Source organism: Aphanothece stagnina RSMan2012 (assembly GCF_046764815.1).
Lineage (GTDB): Bacteria > Cyanobacteriota > Cyanobacteriia > PCC-6307 > Cyanobiaceae > NIES-981.
Genome location: NZ_JBKOUC010000010.1, coordinates 96,642 through 119,492, shown reverse-complemented (window position 1 = coordinate 119,492; position 22,851 = coordinate 96,642). Strand labels below are relative to the sequence as shown.

Annotated in this window: 28 protein-coding genes; 16 read left to right on the top strand and 12 right to left on the bottom strand. The window is 69.3% G+C overall.

Features of this window, described 5'->3' with window-relative positions; translation table 11 throughout:
• Window positions 1-328: 328 nt before the first annotated feature.
• Together ACLNEE_RS08715 and ACLNEE_RS08710 are read left to right on the top strand one after the other, a co-directional pair.
• Window positions 329-697 carry a hypothetical protein gene (locus ACLNEE_RS08715; RefSeq protein WP_412006997.1) on the top strand — a complete coding sequence of 123 codons (369 nt, stop codon included), beginning with the start codon at window positions 329-331 and terminating at the stop codon, window positions 695-697.
• A gap of 70 nt (window positions 698-767) precedes the next feature.
• Window positions 768-1,214: a hypothetical protein gene (locus ACLNEE_RS08710; RefSeq protein ID WP_411423175.1), complete on the top strand. Its 447-nt coding sequence runs from the start codon at window positions 768-770 to the stop codon at window positions 1,212-1,214.
• A 37-nt stretch (window positions 1,215-1,251) separates the two neighbouring features.
• On the opposite strand, the gene ACLNEE_RS08705 is transcribed toward ACLNEE_RS08710, so the two are convergent.
• Window positions 1,252-2,259, bottom strand: a complete 1,008-nt coding sequence (locus ACLNEE_RS08705; protein ID WP_411423174.1) for an aspartoacylase — start codon at window positions 2,257-2,259, stop codon at window positions 1,252-1,254.
• Between the two features lie 74 nt (window positions 2,260-2,333).
• Between ACLNEE_RS08705 and ACLNEE_RS08700 the strand changes: the two genes are divergently transcribed.
• Genes ACLNEE_RS08700 through ACLNEE_RS08690 form a run of 3 tightly spaced genes read left to right on the top strand, consistent with a single transcriptional unit; the run spans window position 2,334 to window position 5,978 of the window.
• On the top strand, window positions 2,334-3,335 hold the full coding sequence (locus tag ACLNEE_RS08700) for a glutathione S-transferase C-terminal domain-containing protein (protein WP_411423173.1): 1,002 nt from the start codon (window positions 2,334-2,336) through the stop codon (window positions 3,333-3,335).
• Complete coding sequence (locus ACLNEE_RS08695; protein ID WP_411423172.1) at window positions 3,332-4,021, top strand: DUF2301 domain-containing membrane protein; 690 nt, start codon at window positions 3,332-3,334, stop codon at window positions 4,019-4,021. The genes ACLNEE_RS08700 and ACLNEE_RS08695 overlap by 4 nt, the downstream gene beginning before the upstream one ends.
• 1 nt (window position 4,022) lies before the next feature.
• Window positions 4,023-5,978 carry an ABC-F family ATP-binding cassette domain-containing protein gene (locus ACLNEE_RS08690; RefSeq protein ID WP_412006996.1) on the top strand — a complete coding sequence of 652 codons (1,956 nt, stop codon included), beginning with the start codon at window positions 4,023-4,025 and terminating at the stop codon, window positions 5,976-5,978.
• Here ACLNEE_RS08690 and ACLNEE_RS08685 read toward each other — a convergent pair.
• On the bottom strand, window positions 5,952-6,455 hold the full coding sequence (locus tag ACLNEE_RS08685) for a hypothetical protein (RefSeq protein WP_411423170.1): 504 nt from the start codon (window positions 6,453-6,455) through the stop codon (window positions 5,952-5,954). The genes ACLNEE_RS08690 and ACLNEE_RS08685 overlap by 27 nt on opposite strands.
• Window positions 6,456-6,597: 142 nt before the next feature.
• Here ACLNEE_RS08685 and ACLNEE_RS08680 point away from each other — a divergent pair, with 142 nt between their 5' ends.
• Window positions 6,598-6,816, top strand: a complete 219-nt coding sequence (locus ACLNEE_RS08680; protein ID WP_411423169.1) for a Calvin cycle protein CP12 — start codon at window positions 6,598-6,600, stop codon at window positions 6,814-6,816.
• Window positions 6,817-6,819: 3 nt separating this feature from the next.
• On the opposite strand, the gene cgtA is transcribed toward ACLNEE_RS08680, so the two are convergent.
• The gene (gene cgtA / locus ACLNEE_RS08675; RefSeq protein WP_411423168.1) at window positions 6,820-7,851 is read right to left on the bottom strand and encodes an Obg family GTPase CgtA; all 1,032 of its coding nucleotides are present in this window, start codon (window positions 7,849-7,851) and stop codon (window positions 6,820-6,822) included.
• Between the two features lie 49 nt (window positions 7,852-7,900).
• Here cgtA and ACLNEE_RS08670 point away from each other — a divergent pair, with 49 nt between their 5' ends.
• The gene (locus ACLNEE_RS08670) at window positions 7,901-9,127 is read left to right on the top strand and encodes an ABC transporter ATP-binding protein (RefSeq protein ID WP_411423177.1); all 1,227 of its coding nucleotides are present in this window, start codon (window positions 7,901-7,903) and stop codon (window positions 9,125-9,127) included.
• 54 nt (window positions 9,128-9,181) lie between these two features.
• Here the strand turns inward: ACLNEE_RS08670 and ACLNEE_RS08665 are convergent, their stop codons facing one another.
• The 4 genes from ACLNEE_RS08665 to ACLNEE_RS08650 form a co-directional block, all read right to left on the bottom strand.
• On the bottom strand, window positions 9,182-11,725 hold the full coding sequence (locus tag ACLNEE_RS08665; RefSeq protein ID WP_411423167.1) for an endonuclease MutS2: 2,544 nt from the start codon (window positions 11,723-11,725) through the stop codon (window positions 9,182-9,184).
• Window positions 11,722-12,198: a VOC family protein gene (locus ACLNEE_RS08660; RefSeq protein ID WP_412006995.1), complete on the bottom strand. Its 477-nt coding sequence runs from the start codon at window positions 12,196-12,198 to the stop codon at window positions 11,722-11,724. The genes ACLNEE_RS08665 and ACLNEE_RS08660 overlap by 4 nt, the downstream gene beginning before the upstream one ends.
• A gap of 65 nt (window positions 12,199-12,263) precedes the next feature.
• A complete protein-coding gene (hemB, locus tag ACLNEE_RS08655; protein ID WP_411423165.1) occupies window positions 12,264-13,265 on the bottom strand; it encodes a porphobilinogen synthase in 1,002 nt (333 codons plus the stop codon).
• A 59-nt stretch (window positions 13,266-13,324) separates the two neighbouring features.
• On the bottom strand, window positions 13,325-14,314 hold the full coding sequence (locus ACLNEE_RS08650) for a DnaJ C-terminal domain-containing protein (RefSeq protein ID WP_411423164.1): 990 nt from the start codon (window positions 14,312-14,314) through the stop codon (window positions 13,325-13,327).
• Window positions 14,315-14,573: 259 nt separating this feature from the next.
• On the opposite strand from ACLNEE_RS08650, the gene ACLNEE_RS08645 reads away from it, so the two are divergent.
• From ACLNEE_RS08645 to grrM, 6 genes are all read left to right on the top strand, one after another.
• Window positions 14,574-15,026, top strand: coding sequence for a hypothetical protein (locus ACLNEE_RS08645; RefSeq protein ID WP_411423163.1), 453 nt, complete (start codon window positions 14,574-14,576; stop codon window positions 15,024-15,026).
• Window positions 15,027-15,049: 23 nt separating this feature from the next.
• Window positions 15,050-15,505 (top strand): hypothetical protein, encoded by a 456-nt coding sequence (locus tag ACLNEE_RS08640; protein ID WP_411423162.1) that lies wholly within the window; start codon window positions 15,050-15,052, stop codon window positions 15,503-15,505.
• 78 nt (window positions 15,506-15,583) lie between these two features.
• Window positions 15,584-15,832: a hypothetical protein gene (locus ACLNEE_RS08635; protein WP_411423161.1), complete on the top strand. Its 249-nt coding sequence runs from the start codon at window positions 15,584-15,586 to the stop codon at window positions 15,830-15,832.
• A gap of 121 nt (window positions 15,833-15,953) precedes the next feature.
• On the top strand, window positions 15,954-16,883 hold the full coding sequence (gene grrP / locus ACLNEE_RS08630) for an extracellular substrate binding-like orphan protein GrrP (protein ID WP_411423160.1): 930 nt from the start codon (window positions 15,954-15,956) through the stop codon (window positions 16,881-16,883).
• Window positions 16,884-16,924: 41 nt separating this feature from the next.
• Window positions 16,925-17,326 carry a GrrA/OscA1 family cyclophane-containing rSAM-modified RiPP gene (gene grrA, locus ACLNEE_RS08625; protein WP_411423159.1) on the top strand — a complete coding sequence of 134 codons (402 nt, stop codon included), beginning with the start codon at window positions 16,925-16,927 and terminating at the stop codon, window positions 17,324-17,326.
• Window positions 17,323-18,501 carry a cyclophane-forming radical SAM/SPASM peptide maturase GrrM/OscB gene (gene grrM, locus ACLNEE_RS08620; protein ID WP_411423158.1) on the top strand — a complete coding sequence of 393 codons (1,179 nt, stop codon included), beginning with the start codon at window positions 17,323-17,325 and terminating at the stop codon, window positions 18,499-18,501. Before grrA ends, grrM begins: the two co-directional genes overlap by 4 nt.
• Here the strand turns inward: grrM and ACLNEE_RS08615 are convergent.
• Window positions 18,480-18,860 (bottom strand): hypothetical protein, encoded by a 381-nt coding sequence (locus tag ACLNEE_RS08615; RefSeq protein ID WP_411423157.1) that lies wholly within the window; start codon window positions 18,858-18,860, stop codon window positions 18,480-18,482. The two genes, grrM and ACLNEE_RS08615, sit on opposite strands and share 22 nt — an antisense overlap.
• 103 nt (window positions 18,861-18,963) lie before the next feature.
• Window positions 18,964-19,458: an ankyrin repeat domain-containing protein gene (locus ACLNEE_RS08610; RefSeq protein WP_411423156.1), complete on the bottom strand. Its 495-nt coding sequence runs from the start codon at window positions 19,456-19,458 to the stop codon at window positions 18,964-18,966.
• A gap of 424 nt (window positions 19,459-19,882) precedes the next feature.
• On the opposite strand from ACLNEE_RS08610, the gene ACLNEE_RS08605 reads away from it, so the two are divergent.
• On the top strand, window positions 19,883-20,473 hold the full coding sequence (locus ACLNEE_RS08605; RefSeq protein ID WP_411423155.1) for a hypothetical protein: 591 nt from the start codon (window positions 19,883-19,885) through the stop codon (window positions 20,471-20,473).
• Window positions 20,474-20,645: 172 nt separating this feature from the next.
• A complete protein-coding gene (locus ACLNEE_RS08600) occupies window positions 20,646-20,969 on the top strand; it encodes a helix-hairpin-helix domain-containing protein (protein WP_411423154.1) in 324 nt (107 codons plus the stop codon).
• 197 nt (window positions 20,970-21,166) lie between these two features.
• Here ACLNEE_RS08600 and ACLNEE_RS08595 read toward each other — a convergent pair whose 3' ends face one another.
• Window positions 21,167-21,640, bottom strand: coding sequence for an HIT family protein (locus ACLNEE_RS08595; RefSeq protein ID WP_411423153.1), 474 nt, complete (start codon window positions 21,638-21,640; stop codon window positions 21,167-21,169).
• 109 nt (window positions 21,641-21,749) lie between these two features.
• A complete protein-coding gene (locus ACLNEE_RS08590; RefSeq protein WP_411423152.1) occupies window positions 21,750-22,022 on the bottom strand; it encodes a hypothetical protein in 273 nt (90 codons plus the stop codon).
• A 319-nt stretch (window positions 22,023-22,341) separates the two neighbouring features.
• Between ACLNEE_RS08590 and ACLNEE_RS08585 the strand changes: the two genes are divergently transcribed.
• Window positions 22,342-22,530, top strand: coding sequence for a hypothetical protein (locus ACLNEE_RS08585; protein WP_412006994.1), 189 nt, complete (start codon window positions 22,342-22,344; stop codon window positions 22,528-22,530).
• Between the two features lie 15 nt (window positions 22,531-22,545).
• Here the strand turns inward: ACLNEE_RS08585 and ACLNEE_RS08580 are convergent, their stop codons facing one another.
• Window positions 22,546-22,761, bottom strand: a complete 216-nt coding sequence (locus ACLNEE_RS08580) for a hypothetical protein (protein ID WP_411423150.1) — start codon at window positions 22,759-22,761, stop codon at window positions 22,546-22,548.
• Window positions 22,762-22,851: the final 90 nt, after the last annotated feature.

Sequence of the window (22,851 nt, the reverse complement as noted above, 5' to 3'; positions counted from 1 at the left end):
CACGCCGAACCAGCCCACGTAGAGGCGGTTGTTGGTGGAGGTGACCCACTCGCAGAACTGCTGCCAGCTGGAGGCGCCGGAGCGCTGCTGGAGAGTGGTGGTCATGAGAACAGGAGAAGAGGTGCTCGTAAGAGCGGGTAGGTATGGCCGCCATCGCCCCTCCGTGGGCGGAGCCCGGGGGAAGACGCGGCAGGCGGACGGAATCCCGTCGCCGCTGAACGTAACAGAACATTGCGTGGTTTGTGAAGAGGGGTTGCGGGGCCAGGGGGGCTCAGGGCTCGGCAGCAGCCGTTGGGCTATGTGTGCGGCTATCCCTCCGCTGCACGGCATGGCGCTGCGAGCCCCCCAGTCCGCCCCCCAGACCGTCCCCCCCCTCCCCCAGCTCCCCGGCCTGCTGCTGGCGGTGGGTTCCGCCCTGGTCCTGGGCGCCTGCCAGCCCAAGCCTTCGGCCGAGCTGCTGCAACTGCAGCAACGCCTGGAGCAGCAGGACGTGAAGATCCAGCAACTCGAGCAGAAGCTCAACGCCCTCAGCCCCCAGGGCGCCGCCGACAAGAGCGGCAAGCCGCCCGCCGGTCCGGTCAAGTCGCTCACCTACCGAACGGGCACCAGTGACGACCGGCTGAGGATCTACTGGGCCGATGGCACCCGCAGTGACCTGCCCTGCACCAAGGAGCAGGCCACCCTGGTTTGTGGCTGAGCGGGCGGGGCACAACCCAACCCCAGGACCCAGGCTGAGCGGGTGATGCAGGACCGTTCGGTCTCAGGTCATGGTTCGTTTCACCAGCCGATCAGGGGCACGCGGAGCGCTGGCCGGCAGGCTGTTCCTGCTCGCCGGCCTGTGCCTCCTGGGCCCCACCGGAGTCAAGGCGGAGGAACCCTCGCCCTCGAGCCTCACCGGCCAGACGCTCCAGCGCATCGAACAGATCAAGAGCGAGGCCATGGGGCTTCAGCGGGCGATCAACGTGGCCCGGGGCACCGCCGCCAAGCTGAACGGCGGGCTGGGGGTCTACCGGCCGGCGGTGTGCATGTACCAGGGGATCAACAACAACCCCTGCCTGGTGAGCCGCTCGGAGGAGGGCTTCACCTTCCGCTTCCTGGGTGGCAGCCCCGGCTGGGAGCAGTTGCAGCTGCCTCCCACCGTCGAGACGGAGATGCTCGTCTCCCCGGACGGCCGCACGGTCGTCCAGATCCTGTACAACGGCGTGCCGCGCTGAGCCAGCCGCAGCCCCGCAGCTCAGGCCTCGCCCGACGTCATCCCACGGCCAGCCCGGCCGCACAGTCGCCCAGCGCCTGACCCCAGGCCCTCTCGACGGCCCAGACCTCCCGCCGGGCGAGGCTGAGGGCAATGCCCTTCTCGCCGTAGGCAGCTTCATTGATGAAGACGGCGACCAGTTGGTCGGACCAGGCTTCGGGGTTCTCCAAGCCCTGGGACAGGCGCGGTTGCAGCTCGGCCTGGGGCTCGAAGCGGATGACGTCGCCGGCGGCTGTGAGAAACAGCGGATCCCCCGGCTGCAGCGGCCACCAGTCGCGAAACTGCCGTGAGGGATGGATGCAGGCCTGTGGGCTGCCGTCGGCACCGCGGGGCAGATCGAGGCTGGTGAGGTGGCGATGCACCGTCAGTCCCGCCGGCAGGCGCAGCCCCCCACGACGGGCAGCGGCGAGCACCGCCAGGGCCGCCTCCAGGGCGAGCTGGCTCTGGCGGCAGATCTGGGCCTGCACCACGCCCTGGGGCACCGGCCCCACCTCGATCGCCACGCCGCAGGGCCACTGCTCCACCAGAAAGCCGGTCTGATCGAGGTCGGCCTCGTGCAGATAGATCGGCAGGCCCAGCAGGCCCTGGATGCCGGCCGCCAGGGCCAGATCGGTCGGCCGGCGGCCGTAGAGCACCAGGGAATTGCCCATGGCACTGGTGGTGCTGTGGAGATCGATCGCCACGGCACAGGGCTCGCGGCCTGCGGGCCCATGGACCGCGAGGAGGTGCCGCGCCCGCCGCACTTCAGGGCTCTGCTCGTCGGGATCCGCCAGCAGGTCCTCGGTGAAGCAGCGGTTGAGGTCCCGCGCCACGTAGCGCCGGTTGCAGGCATGGGCCTCGGGGTTGCCGAGGATCAGCCTCACGGGCAGTCCCCCGGTGGCCAGGGCCCCGGGGTTGTCCCGCCAGTGCTCCAGCAGCCACGGCGCATTGCGCTCGTTGCCGTGGGTGCCGCCGACCACCAGCACCCCTGCCCCCTGACCGACCTGCACCACCACCTCCTCGGCCAACGCCAGCCGGACAACCCGTCGCGGTGGCTTTCCAGTCCAGCCTGGCGCAGAGTCGAACCAGTGCGGACGCCGTCATGCCCCCATCTCCCCTGCTGGTGCGCGTGGCCCGCGGGGCCTGGCAGTGGCAATGGCAGCAGCTCATGGGGGGCCTGGGCCCCGCCGACTCCGAGGGCAACTACCGCAGGCCCGAGGGGGCCTTCGCGGCCCTGCCGGCCGTCCCGGCCGATGCCGCCGAACCGGAAGCGCATGTGCTGGTCGTGGGGAGGAGCTGCCCCTGGGCCCACCGGGCCTGGCTGGTGTGGAGCCTGCGCCAGTTGGCGGCCAGCATCACCCTGGTGGTGGTGGAACCCGACCCGGCCGCCGGGCGCTGGCGCTTCAGCGAGGCGTTCCTTGGCTGCGAAACCCTGCAGGAGCTCTACACCCAGTGCGGCGCAGCGGCCGGGACCCGGGCCACGGTGCCGGTGCTGGTGTCGCGGAAAAGCCGGCAGATCGTGGTGGGCGAGAGCGCCCGACTGATCGAACTGCTCAACCACTGGCCCTCGCCAGCAGGTCCGGACCTCGAGCCGCCGGCGCAGCGGCAGGCGACCCAGCACTGGCGGGAACTGCTGCAGGGCCGGGTGAACGACGGGGTCTACCGCTGCGGCTTCGCCCGCAGCCAGGCCGCCTACGACCGGGCGGAAACGGCCCTGTTCGACGCCCTGGGCGAAGCCGATGCGCTCCTGCAGCAGCATGGCGGCGACGGATGGCTGAGCGGGCCCGAGCTCAGCCTGGCCGACGTGCAGCTGTTCCCCACCCTGATCCGGCTGGAGCTGGTCTATGCCCCCCTGTTCGGGGTCAGCCGCCGGCCGCTGTGGCAGCTGCCGGGCCTGTGGCGGTGGCGCTCCCGCTTCCATGGGCTGCCCGGCGTGGCCGCCACCTGCTGGCCGGAGGCCTGGCGCCGCGACTACTTCGGCGCCCTGTTTCCCCTCCACCCCTCCGGAATCGTTCCCGCAGGCCCCCCCCTGGCCACACTGGTGGGAGAGCCCCCAGCCCGGCCGAACAGGCCTGATGCGAACCATGACCGATTTGAACCATGACTGATGCGAACCTCTCTGATGGCACCAGCCCTCCCATCAGCCATCCCGGCGCCGATCCGGTCTTCGACGGGGTCTACGGACCCTTCACGATCACGGCCGAGGACCGCCGCGAGGTGCAGGGCTACCGGCTGAGCCTGCTGGTGATGGCGATCGCCCAGGCGGGCCTGCTGGCCCAGTGGCACTGGCTGGGCGATCGGTGGCTCTGGCCCTGGCTGCTGCCGATGGCGGCGGGCCTGGGGCTGGCGCTGCGTTGGATCCACATCTACCTGCGTCCCCTGCACCGCAGCCTTCAGCTCTTCTGGTTGCTCGGCTGCGGCGGGTTCCTGCTCCTCGGTGCCCTGGCCGGTCCGGGGGGGATGGCGGCCGCGGTGGCCGCTGACGGCCGCTGGATCTGGGCGATCGGCCCCTTCTTCGCCGCCCTGGCCGGGATCGGCTTCAAGGAGTTCTTCTGTTTCCGGCGACCGGAGGCGATCGGGGTGACCCTGTTGCTGCCCCTCGCCCTGCTGGGCCAGCTCAGCGGCCTGCTGCCCCCTGCCACCAGCGGCTCCCTGCTGGCCCTGGAGGCCGCCCTGCTGCTGGTGCTCTGCCTGCGGAAGTTCCCGATGCCGGCCGCCGCCGACGTCGGCGACAAGAGCGTTTTTGCGTATCTCGAGGATCGCCGCCGCAGCGCCGGCACGGGAGCCTGACGTGAGCCTGATCAGCCTGGTGGGGGTCCGCAAGGACTTCGGCATCCGCACCCTGTTCGAGCAGCTCACCCTGCACATCGGCCCGCGGGAGCGGCTCGGACTGATCGGACCGAACGGCGCCGGCAAGAGCACCCTGCTGAAGCTGCTGGCCGGCCAGGAGCCTGCGGGAGCCGGCGAACGCCGCACCCTGCCCCAGGCCCGGATCGTCCTGGTGGACCAGGACCCCGCCCTCGATCCGGAGCGCACCGTGCTCGATCAGGTGTTCGAGGGCAGCGGCGAAAAGCTGGCGCTGCTGCGCCGCTACACCGCCGTGAGCGATGCCCTGGCCCAGGCGCACAGCTCGGGTGGGGATGCCACGGCCCTGCTGGCCGAGCTGGGCGAGCTGAACAGCCGCATGGACCAGAGCCAGGCCTGGGGGCTGGAGCAGCAGGTGCGGGAGGTGCTCGACCGCCTCGGGGTGACCGAGGTCGGGCGCCGGGTGGGTGAACTCTCCGGCGGCTACCGCAAGCGGCTGGCCCTGGCCTCGGCCCTGGTCGCCGAACCCGACGTGCTGCTGCTCGATGAGCCCACCAACCATCTCGATGCCGACTGCATCCAGTGGCTGCAGGGCTACCTGGGCCGCTTCCCCGGGGCCCTGGTGCTGATCACCCACGACCGCTACGTGCTGGACCAGGTCACCGACAGGATCGTGGAGGTCGACCGGGGCGAAGCCCGCAGCTACGGCGGCAACTACGCCACCTATCTGGCCCGCAAGGCCGACGACGAGGCCGCCGCCGCCGCCGGTGAGGCCAAGTTCCGTGGCGTGCTGCGGCGGGAGCTGGAGTGGCTGCGGCGCGGGCCCCAGGCCCGCAGCACCAAGCAGAAGGCCCGCATCCAGCGGATCGAGGCGATGCAGGAGGCACCCCGTCGCCAGAGCCGCGGCCAGCTCAGCCTGGCGAGCAACCAGCGCCGCCTCGGCAAGCGGGCGATCGAGGCCGAGCACCTGAGCGTGTGGGCCACGGAGGAGGCCCGCCAGCTGGGTCTGCCCCCCCTGCTGCGGGAGTTCAGCTACGACTTCAGCCCCGAGGACCGGGTGGGGATCATCGGCCCGAACGGATCGGGCAAGTCGACCCTGCTGGATCTGATCGCCGGCCGGCGCGCCGTGCAGCAGGGACGGCTGGAGCTGGGGTCCACCGTGAAGCTCGCCTACTTCGACCAGCACAGCGACGTGCTGGGGGACGAGCGGGATGCGGCGGGCCGGGAGCGCAAGGTGATCGACGTGGTCAGGGAAGCCGCCAGCAGCGTCGAGGTGGAGGGCAGCAGCCTGAGCGCCTCCCAGCTGCTGGAGCGGTTCCTGTTCCCGCCGGCCCAGCAGCACCAGCCGGTGAGCAAACTCTCCGGCGGTGAGCGGCGCCGGCTGCACCTCTGCAGGCTGCTGATCGAGGCGCCGAACGTGCTGCTGCTCGATGAGCCCACCAACGACCTCGACGTGCAGACCCTCACCGTGCTCGAGGACTTCCTCGAGGACTTCCGCGGCTGTGTGGTGGTGGTGTCCCACGACCGCTACTTCCTCGATCGCACGGTGGATCGGCTCTTCGCCTTCCACGACGGCGTGCTGGAACGGTTCGAGGGCAACTACAGCGCCTACCTGGAGCGGCGCCTGCGCGAACGCTCCAGCCCGACCGACACGGTCACACCCACGGAGAGCAGCGCGGACAGTGGCACGGAAAAGGGCGGTGCCAGCGGCGCCACGCCGAAGCCCCGGCGCCGCAGTTTCAAGGAATCCCGGGAGCTGGCCCAGCTGGATGCGGACCTGCCCACCTGGGAGGCCCGCCGCGGCGAACTGGAGCAGCGTCTGGCCAGCGGCAGCAGCGATTACACCGCCCTCGAAGCCCTCACCCAGGAGCTCTCCGAGCTGGCCCGCCGCATCGAGCACGGCGAGGAGCGCTGGCTAGAGCTCAGCGAGCTGGCGGGCTGACGGATCCCCGCCCAGCCGGCGGCGGCGGCGAGGGTGGGGCATCTCCAGCATCGCGGCCGAGGCGGGGGAACGGGGGGGCAGGCCGCAGCAGGGTCCGGAAGGGTCCGGCAGCCGCCAGGGCTGCTGACGGGGCCTGGCCCCCTGGCTCTCGGCCAGCACCATGGCGGTGGGCTTGTAGTCGGGATCACTGCGGCGGGCCGCCATGCGATCGCCCATCCGCTGCAGATACAGATCCCTGGACCACTGCACCAGATGGTGCTCGTAGGCCTCGCAGGCGGCCCGTGGGGAACTGAAGCGCTGGCTGACCAGCCCGCTGGGGGCGCATTGTTTCCAATCCAACACATCCTCGAAGCTCAGGCCGACCCGCCACTGCCGCTGCTCCGAGAGGTAGCAGTGGTGATCCGGGCCGTTGATCCAGTACAGACGCCCGTTCTCATCCATGAAATGGCGATCCCGCCGGTGCCTGATGCGTGTCATGGCCTCTGCGCCCCGCAATGCTCCTGAACTGCTGGTAGCCACGGTCGTGCCAATCAGCAGCAGCCCACAGAAAAGCGCCAGGGCTTGCAGCAACCGTATGGTGGGCGCCGATGAGCTTCGGACTCACCCGTCCAGCACCAGCATGAACAACATCGACGAGCACATCCAGAAGGACAAGACCGACATCGAGGCTGCGCGCGCTGCCGGCGACATGGGCAAGGTGCGCCACCTCGAGGAGGAGATCAAAGGGCTCGAGGAGTACAAGGCCCACCACCCCGAGGACAGCCACGACCCCTCGCCCCTCGAGATCTACTGCGACATGAACCCCGAGGCCCCCGAGTGCCGGGTCTACGACGACTGAGGCTCAGGCCTCGCCCATCACCGGCTCTTCGGTCTCCCGGGGAGCCCCGATGTCCAGCTCACGCCACACCGCGGCCAGCAGGCTGTCCAGATGGCTCCCGGTGGCGGCAGAAACAGCCAGCACGCTGCGGCCGCAGTGGCCCTCAACCTCAGCCCTCAGCAGCTCCAGCTCCGCGGGGTCCAGCAGCTCGATCTTGTTGAGCACCACCAGCCGGGGGCGCCGCTCCAGCCCATGCCCGTAGGCGGCCAGTTCCCGCTCGACCACCTGAAGATCGCTCAGCACGGCCTCGGAGGCGGCGTCCACCAGGTGGACCAGCAGACGGGTGCGCTCGATGTGACGCAGAAAGTCATGGCCCAGCCCGGCCCCCTGGGCCGCACCGGCGATCAGTCCGGGAATGTCGGCGAAGACGGTGCCATCCCCGCTGGGGCGGCGAACCACGCCCAGGTTCGGTACCAGGGTGGTGAACGGGTAATCGGCGATCTTGGGGCGTGCCGCCGAGAGCACTGAGATCAGGGTGCTCTTGCCGGCATTGGGCAGCCCGATGATGCCCACCTCGGCCAGCAGCTTGAGCTCCAGCTGCAGCAGCCACTCCTCCCCCTCCTTGCCCTCCGTGCACTTTTCCGGGGCCCGGTTGCGGTTGCTGAGGTAATGGGCATTGCCGAGGCCTCCCCGGCCCGCCGCCGCCACCAGCAGCTCTTCGCCAGGCCGGGTGAGGTCGCCGAGCAGGATGCCGGTGCGGGCATCGCGCACCTCGGTCCCGCAGGGCACCTTGATCCGCAGCGCATCCCCGCTGGCGCCGGTGCAGCGGTTCGGACCACCACGGCGTCCATCCACCGCCTCGAAGATCCGCCGGTACTTGAAGTCAAGCAGGGTCTGCAGGTTGGCGTCGGCCACGAGCAGCACGTCGCCGCCCCGTCCACCGTCACCACCGGAAGGTCCGCCGGCCGGTACGTATTTCTCGCGGCGGAACGCCACGATCCCGTCGCCGCCGCGGCCGGCCTTCACGGCGATGCGGGCCTGATCGATGAAGTGCATTGGCTCAAACCTAGGATTCCGGCCAACACGGGGCCACGTGGGAGCAGGTTTGGCGGAGGTACGTTTTCAAGCGGTCGGCAAGACCTACCCGCCCCACCGTGGTGGCGCCCCGGTGGAGGTGCTGAGGGCCCTCGACCTGCACGTGCGGGATGGGGAGTTCCTGGTGCTGGTGGGGCCCTCAGGATGCGGCAAGAGCACCCTGCTGCGCCTGCTCGCCGGTCTGGAGCAACCGACCAGCGGCAGCATCGTGGTGGGAGAACGGGAGGTCACCCGGCTGCGGCCGGCCCAGCGCGACGTGGCCATGGTGTTCCAGAGCTATGCCCTCTATCCCCACCTGAGCGTGGCCGGCAACATCGGCTTCGGACTGCGGCGCAGCCGGCCGCGCACCCCCCTGCAACAGCTCGAGGATGCCCTGCACCGGGCGACCCGCCGCCTGCCCGGTCCACTGCGGGTGTCCTCCCCCCGGGAGGCCCGGGTGGAAGCTCGGATCGCCGAGGTGGCCACCAGCCTGGAGCTCGAACCCCTGCTCCAGCGCCTGCCCAAGGAGCTCTCCGGCGGCCAGAAGCAGCGGGTGGCCCTGGGACGGGCCATCGCCCGTCAGCCGTCGGTGTTTCTGATGGACGAGCCGCTGAGCAACCTGGACGCCAAGCTCCGCACCGGCACGCGCGCCCAGATCGTCGCCCTGCAGCGCGAGCTGGGCACCACCACCCTCTATGTCACCCATGACCAGGTGGAGGCGATGACGATGGGGCACCGCATCGCCGTGCTCAACGCCGGGCGGCTGCAGCAACTGGGCACCCCGATGGAGCTCTACCACTGGCCCGCCAACCTCTTTGTGGCCCAGTTCATCGGCAGCCCGCCGATGAACCTGCTGCCGGTGGAGGCGATCGGGCCCGGCCAACTGCTCCTCGGCGGCCGGCGGCTGTCAATGGATGGCCCCCTGGCCGATCTGCTGGCCAGCCGGGTCGGCCACCGTCTCACCGGGGGCCTGCGCCCGGAGCACCTGCGGCTGGCCCCGGCCACCAACCGCAACCTGGCAGCCGAGGTGCAGCACGTGGAAGCCCTCGGCAACGAACAGCTGCTCACCTGCAGGCTGCAGGAGAGCAGCCACCTGGTGCAGGTGCGTGTCGGGCCGGAGGAACGGCTCGTTGCAGGCCAGACCCTTCACCTGGACGCCGACCCCAGCGGCTGGCGCCTGTTCGACGCGGCTGGGGAGGCCCTGGCCCTGCCCCAGCCCCAGCCCCAGGCAGCGGGTCCGGTGCTGCCCGCCCTCTGAAGGCCGGTCGGCTTGGATGGGGCGGGTCTGCCAGCTCCTCAGCGCAGGCGAACCTCAGCGCACGTGAACCACCGTGCAGCCGGGCCCGCCATCCCCCTGAGCCGCATCGTCCACCCGCTCCACGTAGGGCACGGTGCTGAGCCACTGGCGCAGGCCCCGCTTCAGTTTTCCGGTACCGATGCCGTGGATCACCCACACAGGGCCGTTCGCGCCGCGCAGGTGCTCCTCGACGGCCGCTTCGGCCTCGTGCACCCGCAGGCCCCGCACATCCACGGTGTTGCGCTCGGTGCGGACCTCGGGGCCCCGGGCCCCGACGCCGCGCCTGGCCCTGACGAGCACCTCAGGGCGAGGCGGAGGGGATGGTTTCTCGCCATGGAGCCCCTCGATCGCGTCGATGGGGACGGTGAGCCGCATCACCCCACAGCGCACGCTCAGCTCGCGTCCGTCGTCCGCCAGGGCGAGCACCTCGCCAGCCTTGCCCAGGGACAGCACCCGTACCCGCTCTCCCACCGCCGGCATCCAGCCCCGGTGCTCCCGGCGCTCCGGCGTGGGGCCGTGCTCACGGGCCAGTTGCTTGAGCCGCTGGCCGGCCTGACGGGCGGTCTCCCCGAGATCGGCCGTGTCGGAACGCCCGGGCGCCCCTCCCTGGCGCAGACGGCGGATGATCCGCCGCACCTCCTGCTGGCCCTGGCGGATGGAGTGCTCCAGGTCACGGCGCCGTTGTTCCTGCAGCTCGGCGCTCTGCTGTTTCTGCTGCTCCCAGCGCAGCAGCAGCTCCTCGTGCAGCAGCTCGGTGCGGGCCAGCAGCGCGGCGGCCTCCTCGGCCGCCTCCTGCTGGCGCTGGCGCTGGCTCTCCAGGCCGACGATTACTTGGTTGACCTCCCCCTCCCCCAGGGGCTCCAGCTGGGCCTGGGCGTGGGTCAGCACCTGCTCGCTCAGGCCGAGGCGCCGGGCGATCGCCAGCGCATTGCTGCGGCCTGGGATGCCCCACTGGAGGCGGTAGGTGGGCGAGAGGGTCTCCACGTCGAAGGCCACCGAGGCGTTCTCGAAACGGCTGTCGCTGTACTTGAGGGCCTTGAGCTCGCCGAAATGGGTGGTGGCGATGGTGAGCCGGGCACGGTCAGCCAGATGGCGGAGCAGGGCGCTGGCCAGGGCGGAGCCCTCCACCGGATCGGTCCCGGCCCCCACTTCATCGAGCAGCACCAGGGCAGCTCCGGATGGCGCCGGAACGGATGGTGCCGAGGCGGATGGTGCCGGAGCGAGGGGCTGCTGCTCCACTGAGGAGGCCTCCTCGGGCTGGGGCAGGGCGTCGAGGATGCGGGCGATGCGGCGGATATGACCACTGAAGGTGGAGAGGTTCTGCTGGAGCGACTGCTCATCGCCGATGTCGGCCAGCACGGGATCGCACCAGGGCAGGCGGGGGGTGCCGCGGCAGGGCAGGAACATCCCGGCACGGGCCATGAGGGCGGCCAGCCCCAGGCTCTTGAGCGTGACCGTCTTGCCCCCGGTGTTGGGGCCGGTGATCGCCACCACCCGCAGCTCCTGCCCCACCCGGATGGTCACCGGCACCACCGGATGTCCCCCCTCCCGGCGGTGCTGCCAGAGCAGCAGGGGATGGCGCAGCTCCTCGAGACTGAACGGCCCCCGGGGGTCCTCCTGGAGCTCGGGACGCACCGCCCCGAGCCAGGCGCCGTAGCGGGCACGGGCCAGGGCCCCATCCAGGCGGGCCAGCACCCCCTGCAGCTGCACCAGGGGGCCGCCCTGCTCCCCCACCAGGCCGCTGAGCTCGGCCAGCACGGCCAGTTCCAGCTCCCGCTCCCGCCCCTCCTGGTCCCGCAGCCGGTTGCCCAGGGCGATCACCGCCTGGGGCTCCACGTACACCGTGCTGCCCGAGGCGGAACTGTCATGCACCAGCCCCGGCACCTGGCTCGCCGCCCCGGCCTTCACCGCCAGCACCGGACGGCCGTGGCGCTCGGAGACCACGCTGTCCTGCAGCATGGGCCCGTAGCGCCGCAGCAGTTCCTGAAGGCGTTCCCGCCGCTCGGCCCGCAGTCCGACCAGCTGGCGGCGCACCCCCTCGAGTGCCGGGCTGGCGCGGTCGGCCACCCGGCCCCCCTCCTCCAGGCAGAAACGGAGGCGCTGCTCCAGCTCCGGCAGGGTGCGCAGGTCGGCCACCAGGGCCGAGGTGACCGGCCGGAGATCAGGGTCGTCCACCTGACGCCGCAGCCTCCGGGCGGCGGCCAGGGTGGTGGCCACCTCGAGCAGGGCCTCGCCGCCGGCGGTGCCGCCCTTGGCGCAATGGGCCACCACCACAGCGATGTCGGCCACCCCCTGGAAGCTCAGCCCGCCGGGCAGCACCCCATCGAGACCGAGCAGCTCAGTGGTTTCGTCCAGCAGGGTGCAGCTTTCGGCCCGGGACGCGGGCAGGGTGGGGTCCCGGCAGACACGCGCCCCCGGGAGGGTGCTGGCGAAGCCGGCGAGCTGGTCGGCCAGCCGGGGCCACTCCAGCAGCTCCAGGGCCTCCTGCTGGATGGTGACCGGCGGGATGGTCAGCGGCGGAATGGGGGCCTGGCTGGCGATGGGCGGATCGGGGGTCAAGGCCGTGGCGGCGGGATCGGCCGCACGCCCTGCACATTGCTCGGAATGCCTTCGGCGGGCTCGTAGAGCATCTCCAGCCAGTTGCCCTCCGGATCGCGCATGTAGAAGCTGGCGGTTCCGTCGCGGTGATCGTGAACCGGTCCGCAGCGGTGGCCCGCCGCCATCAGTCGGCCCTGCAGCTGATCAACCGCGGCGCGGTCGGGGAAGTGGAGGGCCAGGTGGGGCCCCGCGGCGGTGTACGTGGGGCTCAGCAGGGCGAGACCCTCACCGCTGCCGGGCCACTGCAGGTAGGCCCAATCCTCCGCATCCCAGGTGAGCCGGAGCCCCAGCCCCACATAGAAGCCCTTGGCGCGCTCGAGGTCCTCGACCCGCAGGGCCACATGGCCGAGGCGATGGGCAGGGCGTGCGGCCGGCTCAGAGGCCGGCTCAGAGGACGGGGCCGGCTCAGGGGGTGAACTGGGGGGTGCGGCCATGGCGGGGTGGATCGGAGCCGTCCATTCTCCAGAGGCGGCCGCGAGATTGCGGCGCCAGCCGGGCATCAGCCCTGGCGCAGCCAGGCGGCGGCGTCGCAGGCGTGGTAGGTGAGGATCAGATCGGCGCCGGCGCGCTTGAAGCAGAGCAGCGTTTCCAGCACCACGGCCCGTTCATCGATCCAGCCCCGCTCGGCGGCGGCCTTCACCATCGCGTACTCACCGCTGACGTTGTAGGCGGCAATGGGCTGCTCGCTCTCGCCGCGGAGCCTGTGGATGATGTCGAGATAGGCCAGACCGGGCTTCACCATCAGGATGTCGGCTCCTTCGCTCTCATCGAGCTGGGCCTCGAGGATGGCTTCCCGGCCGTTGGCCGGGTCCATCTGGTAGGTGCTCTTGTCCTTGGGGATCGGCTTGCCGGCGGCGGCGCGGGGGGCCGAATCGAGGGCCTCGCGGAAGGGTCCGTAATAGGCGGAGGCGTACTTGGCCGTGTAGCTGATGATCCCCACATGCTCAAAGCCCTCCTCATCGAGGGCTTCGCGGATCGCACCCACACGCCCGTCCATCATGTCGCTGGGACCGATCAGATCGGCACCGGCCCGGGCCTGGGCCACGGCCTGGCGGCAGAGGATCGCCACGGTCTCGTCGTTGAGCACCACACCCTCCTGGCTGACGATGCCGTCGTGGCCGTCGCAGGAGTAGGGGTCGAGGGCCACGTCGGTCATGATCGCCATCTGGGGGTGCACCTCCTTGAGGCGGCGGATGGCCCGGGGGATCAGGCCGTGCTCGTTGAAGCACTCGGCGCCGTCCTCCGTCTTGAGGCCATCGGCGACCTTGGGGAACAGCACCACGCAGCGGATGCCGAGGTCCCAGGCCCGCCCCACTTCCTGCACCAGGCCCTCGAGGCTCCAGCGCTGGCAGCCGGGCATGGCCCCGATCGGCTCGTTCGTGGCCCCTTCGTGCACGAACAGGGGGTAGATGAAATCGGCTGCGCTGAGCTGGAATTCCCTCACCATCGCCCGCAGGGCCGGGGTGCGGCGCAACCGGCGGGGGCGGTAGCTGAGCTCCATGAATCCAGATGTGCTGGGGCGGATCCTACGGAGACGGCAGCCGGGCTCCGACCCTGGCCTCAGAGCCGTGCGGCCTGGATCCAACCGACCCGCGGATCGGCGCTGCGGGCCTGGCGGAGCTGCAGCAGCAGCTGGCGCTCCTGATCACTGAGCGCCTCGGGCAGGCGCAGCACGGGCGTGAGCAGCAGATCGCCGCGGCCATCGCGCAGCGGCCATCCCTTGCCCTTCAACCGCAGGCTGCGACCCAGGGTCATGCCCGGCGGCACCTGCACCGCCGCCTCACCATCCGGGGTGGCGACCCGCACCTCGCCGCCCAGGGCGAGTTCATCGAGGCTGAGCGGCAGCTCGGCCCGCAGCTGGTCGCCGTCGAGCTTCCAGATGGGGTGGTCCTGGATCTGGAGGTTGAGGTAGAGGTCCCCGCGGCGACCGGTGCCGGGCTGGAGGTTGCCCTTGCCCTTGAGCCTCAGCCGGCTGCCCTGCTTCACCCCCGCGGGGATCCGCACCTGAACCCGCTCCTCGTTGACGGCCAGCGTTCGCTCGCAGCCCTTGAAGGCCTCCGCCATGGTGAGGCTGATGCTCGCCTCGGCATCGAGATTGACCGGCGCCGCGCGGCCGCCCCCGGCGAAGCCGCCGCCCGGGAAGCCCCCGCCGAAGCCGCCGGGGAATCCCGACGGGAAGCCGAAGCCACCCGGTGTGCCGGCGCCGCCGGTGCCGCCGGCCCCGAAGCGACCGAGCAGGTCATTGATGAAATCGTCGAAGTTGCCGTAGCGGCCGAAGTCCACATCCATGCCGCCCATGCCGCTGCCGGCACCGGCCTGGCTCCAGTACTGGCCGAACTGTTCGTAGCGACGGCGCTTGTCGGGATCGGAGAGCACCTCGTAGGCCTCACTGATCTCCTTGAAGCGGGCCTCGGCCGCCTTGTCTCCCGGGTTCACGTCCGGGTGGTACTGGCGGGCGAGCTTGCGAAAGGAACGCTTGATGGCGTCGGCATCGGCCCCCCGGTCGACACCCAGCACCTTGAAGTAGTCGCGGTAGCCGTTGGCGGACATCGACAGGCGCTCATCAGGAGGGATGACGGGGGAATGGGGGCCCTGCGCCGCCAAGCAGCGGCGCAGGGCAGGACCAGCAAATTCCCGAGCCCAGTCTCTCAGCCGTGGCGCCCGCCCGCCGCCCGTGGGGCGGGGCGGAAGGCCGAACGGCGCCATCGGCGGCCCCCTGCCCCCCGGGGGACAGCACAGGAGGTGCTCACCGCACCCTGGTGACGCTGTGCAGGGTGCCTAGGGTCAGGTGACCTGTGCAATGCCCGTGGTGCAGATCCGATCCCGGCGTTCGGCTCTGTTGATTCCTCTGGCCATCGGTGTGGTGGGCTTCCTCGCCACCGCCAGCGCCGACGCGGGCGGATCGGCCAGCCAGCCCAGTTCCACCTCGCCCCATGTGGGTGAGCCCCTCAGCGGCTCCACCAGCGAACAGCGCGCACTCAGCGCCCACCTGAAGTCCCGGGGTGCGATCTTCTACGGCGCCTGGTGGTGCCCGGCCTGCTTCAAACAGAAGAATCTGTTCGGCAAGGAGGCCGGCAACTCCCTTCCCTACGTGGAATGCGACAAGACCGACAACGGGCGCGAGCGCTGCATGGCCGCCAAGGTGCGTGCCTTCCCCACCTGGGATCTCAAAGGCAAACCCCGGCTCGAAGGGATCCAGACCCTCCAGGAGCTCAAGGCCTGGAGCGACTACCCCGGCTCCGGCACAGCCCAACAGCCCTGATGCCGTCCTCACCGCCAGCTGCGATGTCCCGTCGTTCTTCCATGCCCCGGCCGGTCTTGCCCCCGGCCGTGCCGCTGACCAGCCGCCCCGGCCGCCTCTGCTGGGCCGCCATGGCCATGACCACTCTGCTCGCCCCGGCCCAGGCGGTCCGGGCCCAGACGCTGATGGATGTGACGGGGGCCACCGTCATCCAGGGAACGCTCAACAACTCCTCCACGGCGGTGCCGGGCAGTGGGTCCATCGAGAGGGCCCGCGCAGCCTCCGCCGCGGCCGAGGCCTCCCTCAACAATCGCTCCACCGGCGTCTCCCCTGCCGGCGATCAGGCCATCCCCACGCCGCCGCCCGCGCCACGCGGTGCTACCGGCGGCGCCCCCGCTGCCCCCCCCAGCAGGGCGCGGGTCAACGGCGTGGCGGTGCCCACCTGCTCCCATGGCGGCCTCTGCCATGGGGCCCTGTTGCGGGCCATGGGCGGCCGCTGAGTCCCGCTGAGTGTCCACCAGCAGCGGCTGGATTGTTCCAGGGCCCTTAAGATTTTCGGGGCAGTGCACAACCCGGTCATGATTGTGATCAAGGTCACCAATCCATCTGATCTCGTGGCCTCCCGCATCGGCCGTTTTCTGGCCGATCTCACACCGAGCGGGTTTGACCAGAACAAGGTGGAAGACGAACTGATCAAGCAGCTGGTCGCCCAGATGGCCGCCCAGGGGCTCCAGGGAGAGGTGGCCTCGGTCAAGGGCCTGGATCTGCACAACAAGACCATTGAGGTGAAGGAGCAGATCCAGGTGCGGCGCCACAAGGTGGTCTGAAGGGCCCCTGACTGGCCGGCTGCCGAGCTCACAACAGGCCCGGCCCTGGTGACGCCGGCGCAACATCCTCTGCCAATGGCGACAGCGCAGGCCAAGGTGGGTGGATCGAACGGCCGCCCCGATGGTTTCACCCTGGAGATCATGGGACTGGCAGGCCGCCAGCCGGCGTTGGCTGCTCGGGGCGCTGGCCCTGGGGCTGGTCATGGCACCCGCCACGGTCCTGGCGGAAACCTCGATCGAGCGGGCGGCCCGCACCGGTGAACTCTCCCTGGGTGTGCATGGCGACATTCCCCCCTACGTGAGCACGGGGGCCGGGGGCGCACAGGAGGGCTACATGATCGATGTGTCGGGCCTCATCGCCGCCGAGGTGAGCGATTACCTCGGCAGGCCGGTGAAGGCGGTCACCGAGGCGGTCGACGATCCGGACGCCCTGTTCCGGCGGGTGCACGACGGCGGCGTCGACCTGATGTGCGGCGCCCAGTTCACCTGGGAGCGGGAGATGTTCGTGGACTTCTCGATTCCCTTCGCCCTCTCCGGCATCCGGCTGCTCACCGGCAGCCCGGCCCTCGACGGCACGCCGGATTCCCTGCGGGGCAAGCGGATCGGCGTGGTGGCCGGCAGCCTGGGTGAAGCCACGATCAAAGCCCTGCAGCCCTCGGCCCGACTGGTCGTCCAGCCCAGCCTGAGCGGCGGCATCGAGGCCCTCCGCGCCGGCCGCCTCGACGCCGTGGCCGGAGATTCCGTGCTGCTCGCCGAGGCGGCCCTCTCGCGGGGCTACAGCAAGGCTGCCCTGGTGCCGGCCATGGCCCTGAACCGCTACGCCGTGGGCTGTGCGATGCCGGAGAACAACTCCACCCTGCGCAACCTGGTCAACCTGGCCATCGCCAAGATGCTGCAGGGCTACGTGGATGGGGTGCCCCGCTACCGGGAGCTGGTGAACCGCTGGCTGGGGCCCAGCAGCACGATGGGGCTGCCGGAGGAGGTGATCGCCCTGTACTTCGAGGGCGTGCTGCTCAATCACGAACGGATCGCGGTTCCCGCCCAGCCCTGAAGGTCTTTCCCGCCCTCTGCTCCCTCCTCCTCGCCCAACCCATGGCCATCACCCCCCGCACCTCCCTGCTGCTCCTGCTGCTGGCCTTTGCCGCCCTGGTTCCACCGGCTGCCGTCCAGGCCGGCGAGGCAGCCCCACGGGATGTGGAGGCGCGGCTGGAGCGGATCAGCCAGGCCCTGCTGGCGCGCTTTGAAGGTGGGCAAGGGGCTGGCCAAGGCGAGAGCCTGCTGGCGCGGGGCTTCGCCAACGGTGGCGGGCGCAGCTTCGCCAACGGCGGCGGCCGGGGTTTCGCCAATGGGGTGAACCGCGGCTTTGTGAACGGCCATGGCTACTACGGGGGCAGCCGGGGTTTCGTGAATGGCGGCGGGGGATTCGTCAATGCCCGGCCGGGGGGTGGATTCGTCAATGCCGCCCGGCCGGGTGTGGGCTTCGTGAACTGGTGAGCACCGGCGGATTCGGGCCGATCCGCCTGCTGGTGATCCAGCCCACCTCCCTGTGCAATCTGGATTGCAGCTACTGCTACCTGCCCGGACGGCAGCGGCGGAACCAGCTGGATGTGGCGCTGATGCGGCCGATCCTGCAGCGGGTGCTCGAGAGCCCCTTCGTCGCCGAGGGTTTCACCCTGCTCTGGCACGCCGGTGAACCGCTCACCCGGCCCCCCTCCTTCTACGACCAGGCGAATCAGATCCTGCAGGAGATGTTGGGCCCTCACCCGGCGCTGCGGGTGGCGCAGGCCCTGCAGACCAACGGCACCCTGATCAACGCGGCCTGGTGCGACTGCTTCCAACGCCACGGCATCGCCGTGGGGGTGAGCCTCGATGGCCCCGCCTTCCTGCACGACCGCCACCGCCGCTACCGGCAGGGCCGCGGCAGCCATGCCGACACGATGCGCGGCATCCGCAGCCTGCAGCAGGCGGGGATTCCCTTCTCCGTGATCAGTGTGCTCACCGAGGAATCCCTGCAGCACGCCGATGCCCTGGTGGACTTCTACCTGGCGCATGGCATCCACGAGGTGGGCTTCAACATGGAGGAAACCGAGGGGGTCCATCAGCGCTCCAGCCTCAGCGGCGAAAGCTGCGAAACCCAGTACCGGCACTTTCTGGACCGGGTGTGGGACCGGGTGGTGGAGTCCGGTGGAGCCCTTCGCATCCGAGAGTTCGAGGATCTCTATGCCTTCATCGCGAACCGCTCCCGGGTGGATCATTCCGATCTGAACCGTCCTATGGCCATCGTGAGCGTGGATCATCAGGGCCAGTTCTCCACCTTCGACCCGGAACTGCTGTCGGTGGAGACGCGCTACGGCCGCTTCAACCTGGGCCATGTGCAGACCGATTCCCTGCTGGAGGCCTGCACCAGTCCCCGGTTCCTGCACATGTGGGAAGACATGCGGGCCGGCATCCAGGCCTGCCGGAACAGCTGCGGCTATTTCGGCATCTGCGGAGGCGGTGCGGGAAGCAACAAGTACTGGGAGACCGGAAGCTTCCGGGCCAGCGAGACCCAGGCCTGCCGTTACCGCATCCAGCATGTGGCGGATGTGGTGATGGCGAAGCTGGAGCAGGACCTGCACCTGGCCGCCGGGGACGCCCGGCCGGGGGATCAACGCGGCGGGCCGTTGTAGATCACCTCTTCCACCTGGCGACCATCCGGGGAAATCTGGATCTCCGTCTCCAGCGTGGGAGCCAGGTCCTGCTCCTGCCAGGTGGGGGGGCCGCCCATGAAGCGAAAGACGAAGCCCTCCTTGTCGTTGGCCACGATGCAGGGGTTGGAGGGGGCCGCGGTCGCGAACATGCAGCGTTCAGGCCTGTAGGCCTGGAGGCCGCCGTTGATCTCCACGGCGCGGCTGCGGGCCATGTTGATGGCCCGCACCGCCTCGATCGGCACGCGATCCTGAGCCAGCAGTGGCAGACCTGCTGTCACCAGGGAGGCCACCCCCCCCAGCAGCAGACGACGGATCAGCACGGAGGAACGATGCGGCATGGATTCATCCTTCGCTTCTCTTCCTCTAGGCACAGCGTCGGGGCCTGACAAGGTGAAGCAGCGGTTTGTTCACCGCCAGGAGACGCCCCCGGAGCCGGCGGCACTAGGGCCCTGGGATCTCCCTGGACTCCAGCAGCGCCACCAGCTTGTCAGCCTGGGCGGTGCGGCTGGACCTGGCCAGGTCCAGAGGGGTCTGGTGGCTGCGGGATCGGATCGTGAGATCCGCTCCAGCCTCCACGATCACGGCGGCCGCCTCCAGATTGGATTGCCAGACAGCATCATGCAGGGCTGTGTAGCCATTGCTGGGCCCCTGCTGATTGAGGCTGATTCCGTGCGCAATCAACAGCCGACAGGCCTCGGCGTGGCCTGCATAGGCCGCGGCATGCAACGCCGTCGCCTTCATGCCGGGGTCCAGCACCGTCAGATCGGCACCGGCCTCGAGCAAGACCTGCAGGATCCGGGTATGCCCCAGATAGGCCGCAAAAATCACGGGCCAGTCCCCGGCGGCATCGGCCTGGTTCACATCAGCGCCTTGAGCGAGACAGGCCCGGACCGCGTCAAGGTCATCGGCCTTGACCGCATGCATCAGCTCTGTCACGACGAGAACCCGAGGAGGTGGAGCCTACGCCCGGTCTCTGGCCAGCGCAGACCAGTGCCGTGATTGCAGAAGGCGTGCCGCGTTGCAGCTCCTCGGCATCGGCCATGTGATCTCGAACCGACCCTGCCCCCTCAGGGCCATGGGGATTCGGCGGGATCCGGGAGAGGCAGCTGCTGCCAACATCGGGGGAAGGAGTCCTTGAGAGGCGGCCGCGCGGCTGAAGACAGTGGCCTGGGCCTGACATTCAGCGCGGCCCGAAACCCTCCAGGCCCAATTGAACTTTTCGTCATGGATCCTTGAGTCCGGCAGGTCAGCCGCAGCCCCACGAGACCGAGCGAATGCCTCATTAAGAAAACTCATTATCGATGGCGCCATCAATCAAAAGATATTAGGCTTGATTAAAAAGAACTCCGCAAACCCATCCATGTCTGACCCCAGATTCTTTCGTTGTGACGGCAGGCTTTACGACGAACAAGCAAAGAATCCTCTACGGCTAGCCGTCCGAGACTTATTCAATTCCATCCCCGGCACCGACGGCTCCAGAGTCCTCCGACGCGTCAAAACCGATCTCAATATCAAGGGCAAGCGCTTCTCCGCTTTTGTCAAGGGTCAGCTGAAAGACATCTCAGGCGAAACAGACTTAAACCTCAGATTCGAACTTGAGCTCGTCGCCAGGGGAAGAGCGATTGTACTCAAGAAGAATAACAAGATCGCCACAGAATTCAACGCCAAACGCCTTCAGGGAATCATCAGCTTTCGGGATCCATCCATTGAATCGTTCAATGGAACCGAAGCAATTGCCTTCAACCTGCAAACCATCGTGCCCATAAAGATGTGCAAAGACGTTTTCCTAGGCAACTTTGGAACCACTTTTGCCAAGATTGATTTCACGCGCTCAAGCTTTACAGGCCAAGGCTTCTTTGGCGGAATATCTTCCTCTCAAGTTGCGAGCACCCTCGCAGGTGGAATCGGGGGCGTGCTGAATGGCAGTGCGCTTGCAACTGCACTCGCCTAGCTCTTTAACTTCCACGGGTTGAATCGCTGGAGGAAGCCAAGGACTGTGCACCTCATCTCCCTTTCGCGATTCCCCTCGTGGCCAAAGGCTCTCGTTCCGCACACGAGCGGCTCACTGGGCCAGCCAGTTCAGCAGCCTGGCGATGTTGCAGGCCCACGCTCCCGCATGCGCCATGCACCCTTCCCGTTGCCGCCGCGACCACCTCGCCACGCTCCTCGATCTGCCCAACGTGGGGCCTGCCGTAGCTCATGCGCTGGCCGCGCTGGGCTATCAGGTGCCTGCGGACCTGATCGGCGCTGATCCCCTGGCTCTTTACCACCGCTTGGGCCGGCTGCGCGGCTGCCGCCAGGACCCCTGCGTGCTGGATGTGTTCATCGGGATCACCCGCTTCCTGGACGGTGAACCGGCCCGGCCCTGGTGGGCTTACAGCGCAGAGCGAAGGCGACGCCATCCTGAGCTCAGAGCACCTTCAACACCGCCGCCAGCCCCTCGCTGACAGCCCATCGGTGACAGCCACCAGCAAGGCCCGTTCGAGGCTGCCGATCGTGTCGCTCGGCTGATCGCCGCAGGGGGATAGGCCTGGCAGGTGGAGATGTCGCCGAGCATCTCCAGGCTCACCATCAGCCGCAGCCGCTGGGCCCGGGCCATGAGGTCCCTCGCCAGGGCCTGGTTGCTGGGTGACGTGACGCCGGATCACCCCCCGGAGTGGGGCACCTGGGGCCAATCCACCAGGTCCCGGCCGCGGGCCACCAGGTCCCGCACCCGCTGGGGATCGACGGGCGGGTGCGTGCCCGCTGCCACGGCCCGGTAGTGATCGGCCACACGCCAGGCAGCCGTGGCGTCATGGCCCTGGTGGCGGGGGATGAGGTGCAGATGCAGGTGGGGCGCCCCCTCGCCGAAGGCCACGGCATACACGCGCTCACAACCGGTGAGCCGCTGCACCAGCGCGCTGGCCTGGCGCACCGCCCGGCCCCAATCGGAGGCTTCCGCGTCATCGAAGGCCATGGGGCCCGGAAGGTGGCGAAGGGCATCGAGCAGCAGCCAGCCCGGCAGGGGGGCCGGGTCGGGATGGTGCCGCAGCAGCCAGAGGGGGCTGCGGGCGATCTCGAAGGCGGCCATGACGCCATCGCGGTGCAGGGCGCAGATGGGGCACGGTGGTGAGGTCACGGGATCCGTGAAGGACAGACAGGTTGAGGCTGCATCGGATGACCGCCCCGAGCCGAGAACTCCAGCAAAGCGCCGAGTCGGCAGCCAGCCGGGCTCTGCGGCAGGGGGTTCAGCTCATCCAGCGCAGCACGATCTCATCGGGATGCACATCACCCAGGTTGTCCTTCATCAGAGCACGGAAGAGAGCCGTTGTGAATGTTTCAGGCCCATGGCTGCTCACACATGTCCCGTCTTTCCAGACATCGATGGCCCAAAATCCGTCGGCGCATTCGATCCGGCTCTGTACAGGGCAATCTTCCGGAGATGGGGGCTCCTTAGGCACCTCGATCGAAATCCCAGCCAGACCCATCCGCATGGTCTCCATCGCGACAGGATGACCCATGAACTTTCTCCTCCCCAGATCTGTTCAAGCCTGCCACCATGGTGACCGGCTCTCTCCGAGCCGAAGCACCCCATGGATCACAAGGGCTGACCCGGCCTCAGGATCCTGGCCTGAGGTTGCAGCACAAGCTCCTCATTCCCGAGAACATCCGGCCAAGGCAGGCATCCTGTCGCGATCACCTTGAGGATTGTCGGCACAGGAGAACATTCTTCACGGTCGGCCTGCTGCTCGCCGTGAATCCTCCTTCGCCTGCATGGCCGATCGGGGTACGGAAAGGATCCTGAGCGATGCTGCAGAGGTCGAAAGATTCCCCCTGCCCATGCCCACAACGCCAGAGACGCTGGGCCGTTTCGTGCTTCGGGGCCTCCGCATCGGCGCCAGCACGGTGACGATCGTGGCGTTGCTGCGCAGCGACTGGACCGGTGGCATCAGCGCCGGTGCTGCTTGGCTGGTTGTTCTGCAGGTGGAGCGGCGGCTGCAGCCGCCGACAGACCCCAGCGCGGGGTGATCGCCCCCGGACGGCTCAGGCCACCGGCTGGCGATGCAGATCCGGCCTGGCCGGCGGGCGGGGTGGCTGCAGCAGCGGGACCAGGCTGCTGAGGCCGATCATCAGAAAGGAGAAGGCACCCAGCAGGGCCAGCAGCCGCAACCCCAGGCCCCGGCCCGGGTCCACCAAGGGTGCCTCGTCCTCCCCCGCGATCGGAGGAGGGCAGTGGGGCGACCGTCGATCGGGGGGCATCAGCGCACCACCAGCGCCGCTGTGCAGCGCAGCCCTGTTTCAGCCAGGCAGAGGATTTCCAGGTCGCCCTTGCAGGGGGTGACACCATCC

Coding starts and splice junctions, on each gene's coding strand:
- ACLNEE_RS08600 (WP_411423154.1), top strand. CDS start 20,646: ATGCACCCTTCCCGTTGCCGCCGCGACCACCTCGCCACGCTCCTCGAT.
- grrA (WP_411423159.1), top strand. CDS start 16,925: ATGGCCATCACCCCCCGCACCTCCCTGCTGCTCCTGCTGCTGGCCTTT.
- ACLNEE_RS08680 (WP_411423169.1), top strand. CDS start 6,598: ATGAACAACATCGACGAGCACATCCAGAAGGACAAGACCGACATCGAG.
- ACLNEE_RS08695 (WP_411423172.1), top strand. CDS start 3,332: ATGACTGATGCGAACCTCTCTGATGGCACCAGCCCTCCCATCAGCCAT.
- cgtA (WP_411423168.1), bottom strand. CDS start 7,851: ATGCACTTCATCGATCAGGCCCGCATCGCCGTGAAGGCCGGCCGCGGC.
- ACLNEE_RS08590 (WP_411423152.1), bottom strand. CDS start 22,022: ATGGGTCATCCTGTCGCGATGGAGACCATGCGGATGGGTCTGGCTGGG.
- ACLNEE_RS08635 (WP_411423161.1), top strand. CDS start 15,584: ATGATTGTGATCAAGGTCACCAATCCATCTGATCTCGTGGCCTCCCGC.
- ACLNEE_RS08715 (WP_412006997.1), top strand. CDS start 329: ATGGCGCTGCGAGCCCCCCAGTCCGCCCCCCAGACCGTCCCCCCCCTC.
- grrP (WP_411423160.1), top strand. CDS start 15,954: ATGGTTTCACCCTGGAGATCATGGGACTGGCAGGCCGCCAGCCGGCGT.
- ACLNEE_RS08710 (WP_411423175.1), top strand. CDS start 768: ATGGTTCGTTTCACCAGCCGATCAGGGGCACGCGGAGCGCTGGCCGGC.
- ACLNEE_RS08605 (WP_411423155.1), top strand. CDS start 19,883: ATGTCTGACCCCAGATTCTTTCGTTGTGACGGCAGGCTTTACGACGAA.
- hemB (WP_411423165.1), bottom strand. CDS start 13,265: ATGGAGCTCAGCTACCGCCCCCGCCGGTTGCGCCGCACCCCGGCCCTG.
- ACLNEE_RS08580 (WP_411423150.1), bottom strand. CDS start 22,761: ATGCCCCCCGATCGACGGTCGCCCCACTGCCCTCCTCCGATCGCGGGG.
- ACLNEE_RS08640 (WP_411423162.1), top strand. CDS start 15,050: ATGTCCCGTCGTTCTTCCATGCCCCGGCCGGTCTTGCCCCCGGCCGTG.
- ACLNEE_RS08660 (WP_412006995.1), bottom strand. CDS start 12,198: ATGGCCGCACCCCCCAGTTCACCCCCTGAGCCGGCCCCGTCCTCTGAG.
- ACLNEE_RS08650 (WP_411423164.1), bottom strand. CDS start 14,314: ATGTCCGCCAACGGCTACCGCGACTACTTCAAGGTGCTGGGTGTCGAC.
- ACLNEE_RS08585 (WP_412006994.1), top strand. CDS start 22,342: ATGCCCACAACGCCAGAGACGCTGGGCCGTTTCGTGCTTCGGGGCCTC.
- ACLNEE_RS08700 (WP_411423173.1), top strand. CDS start 2,334: ATGCCCCCATCTCCCCTGCTGGTGCGCGTGGCCCGCGGGGCCTGGCAG.
- ACLNEE_RS08615 (WP_411423157.1), bottom strand. CDS start 18,860: ATGCCGCATCGTTCCTCCGTGCTGATCCGTCGTCTGCTGCTGGGGGGG.
- ACLNEE_RS08685 (WP_411423170.1), bottom strand. CDS start 6,455: ATGACACGCATCAGGCACCGGCGGGATCGCCATTTCATGGATGAGAAC.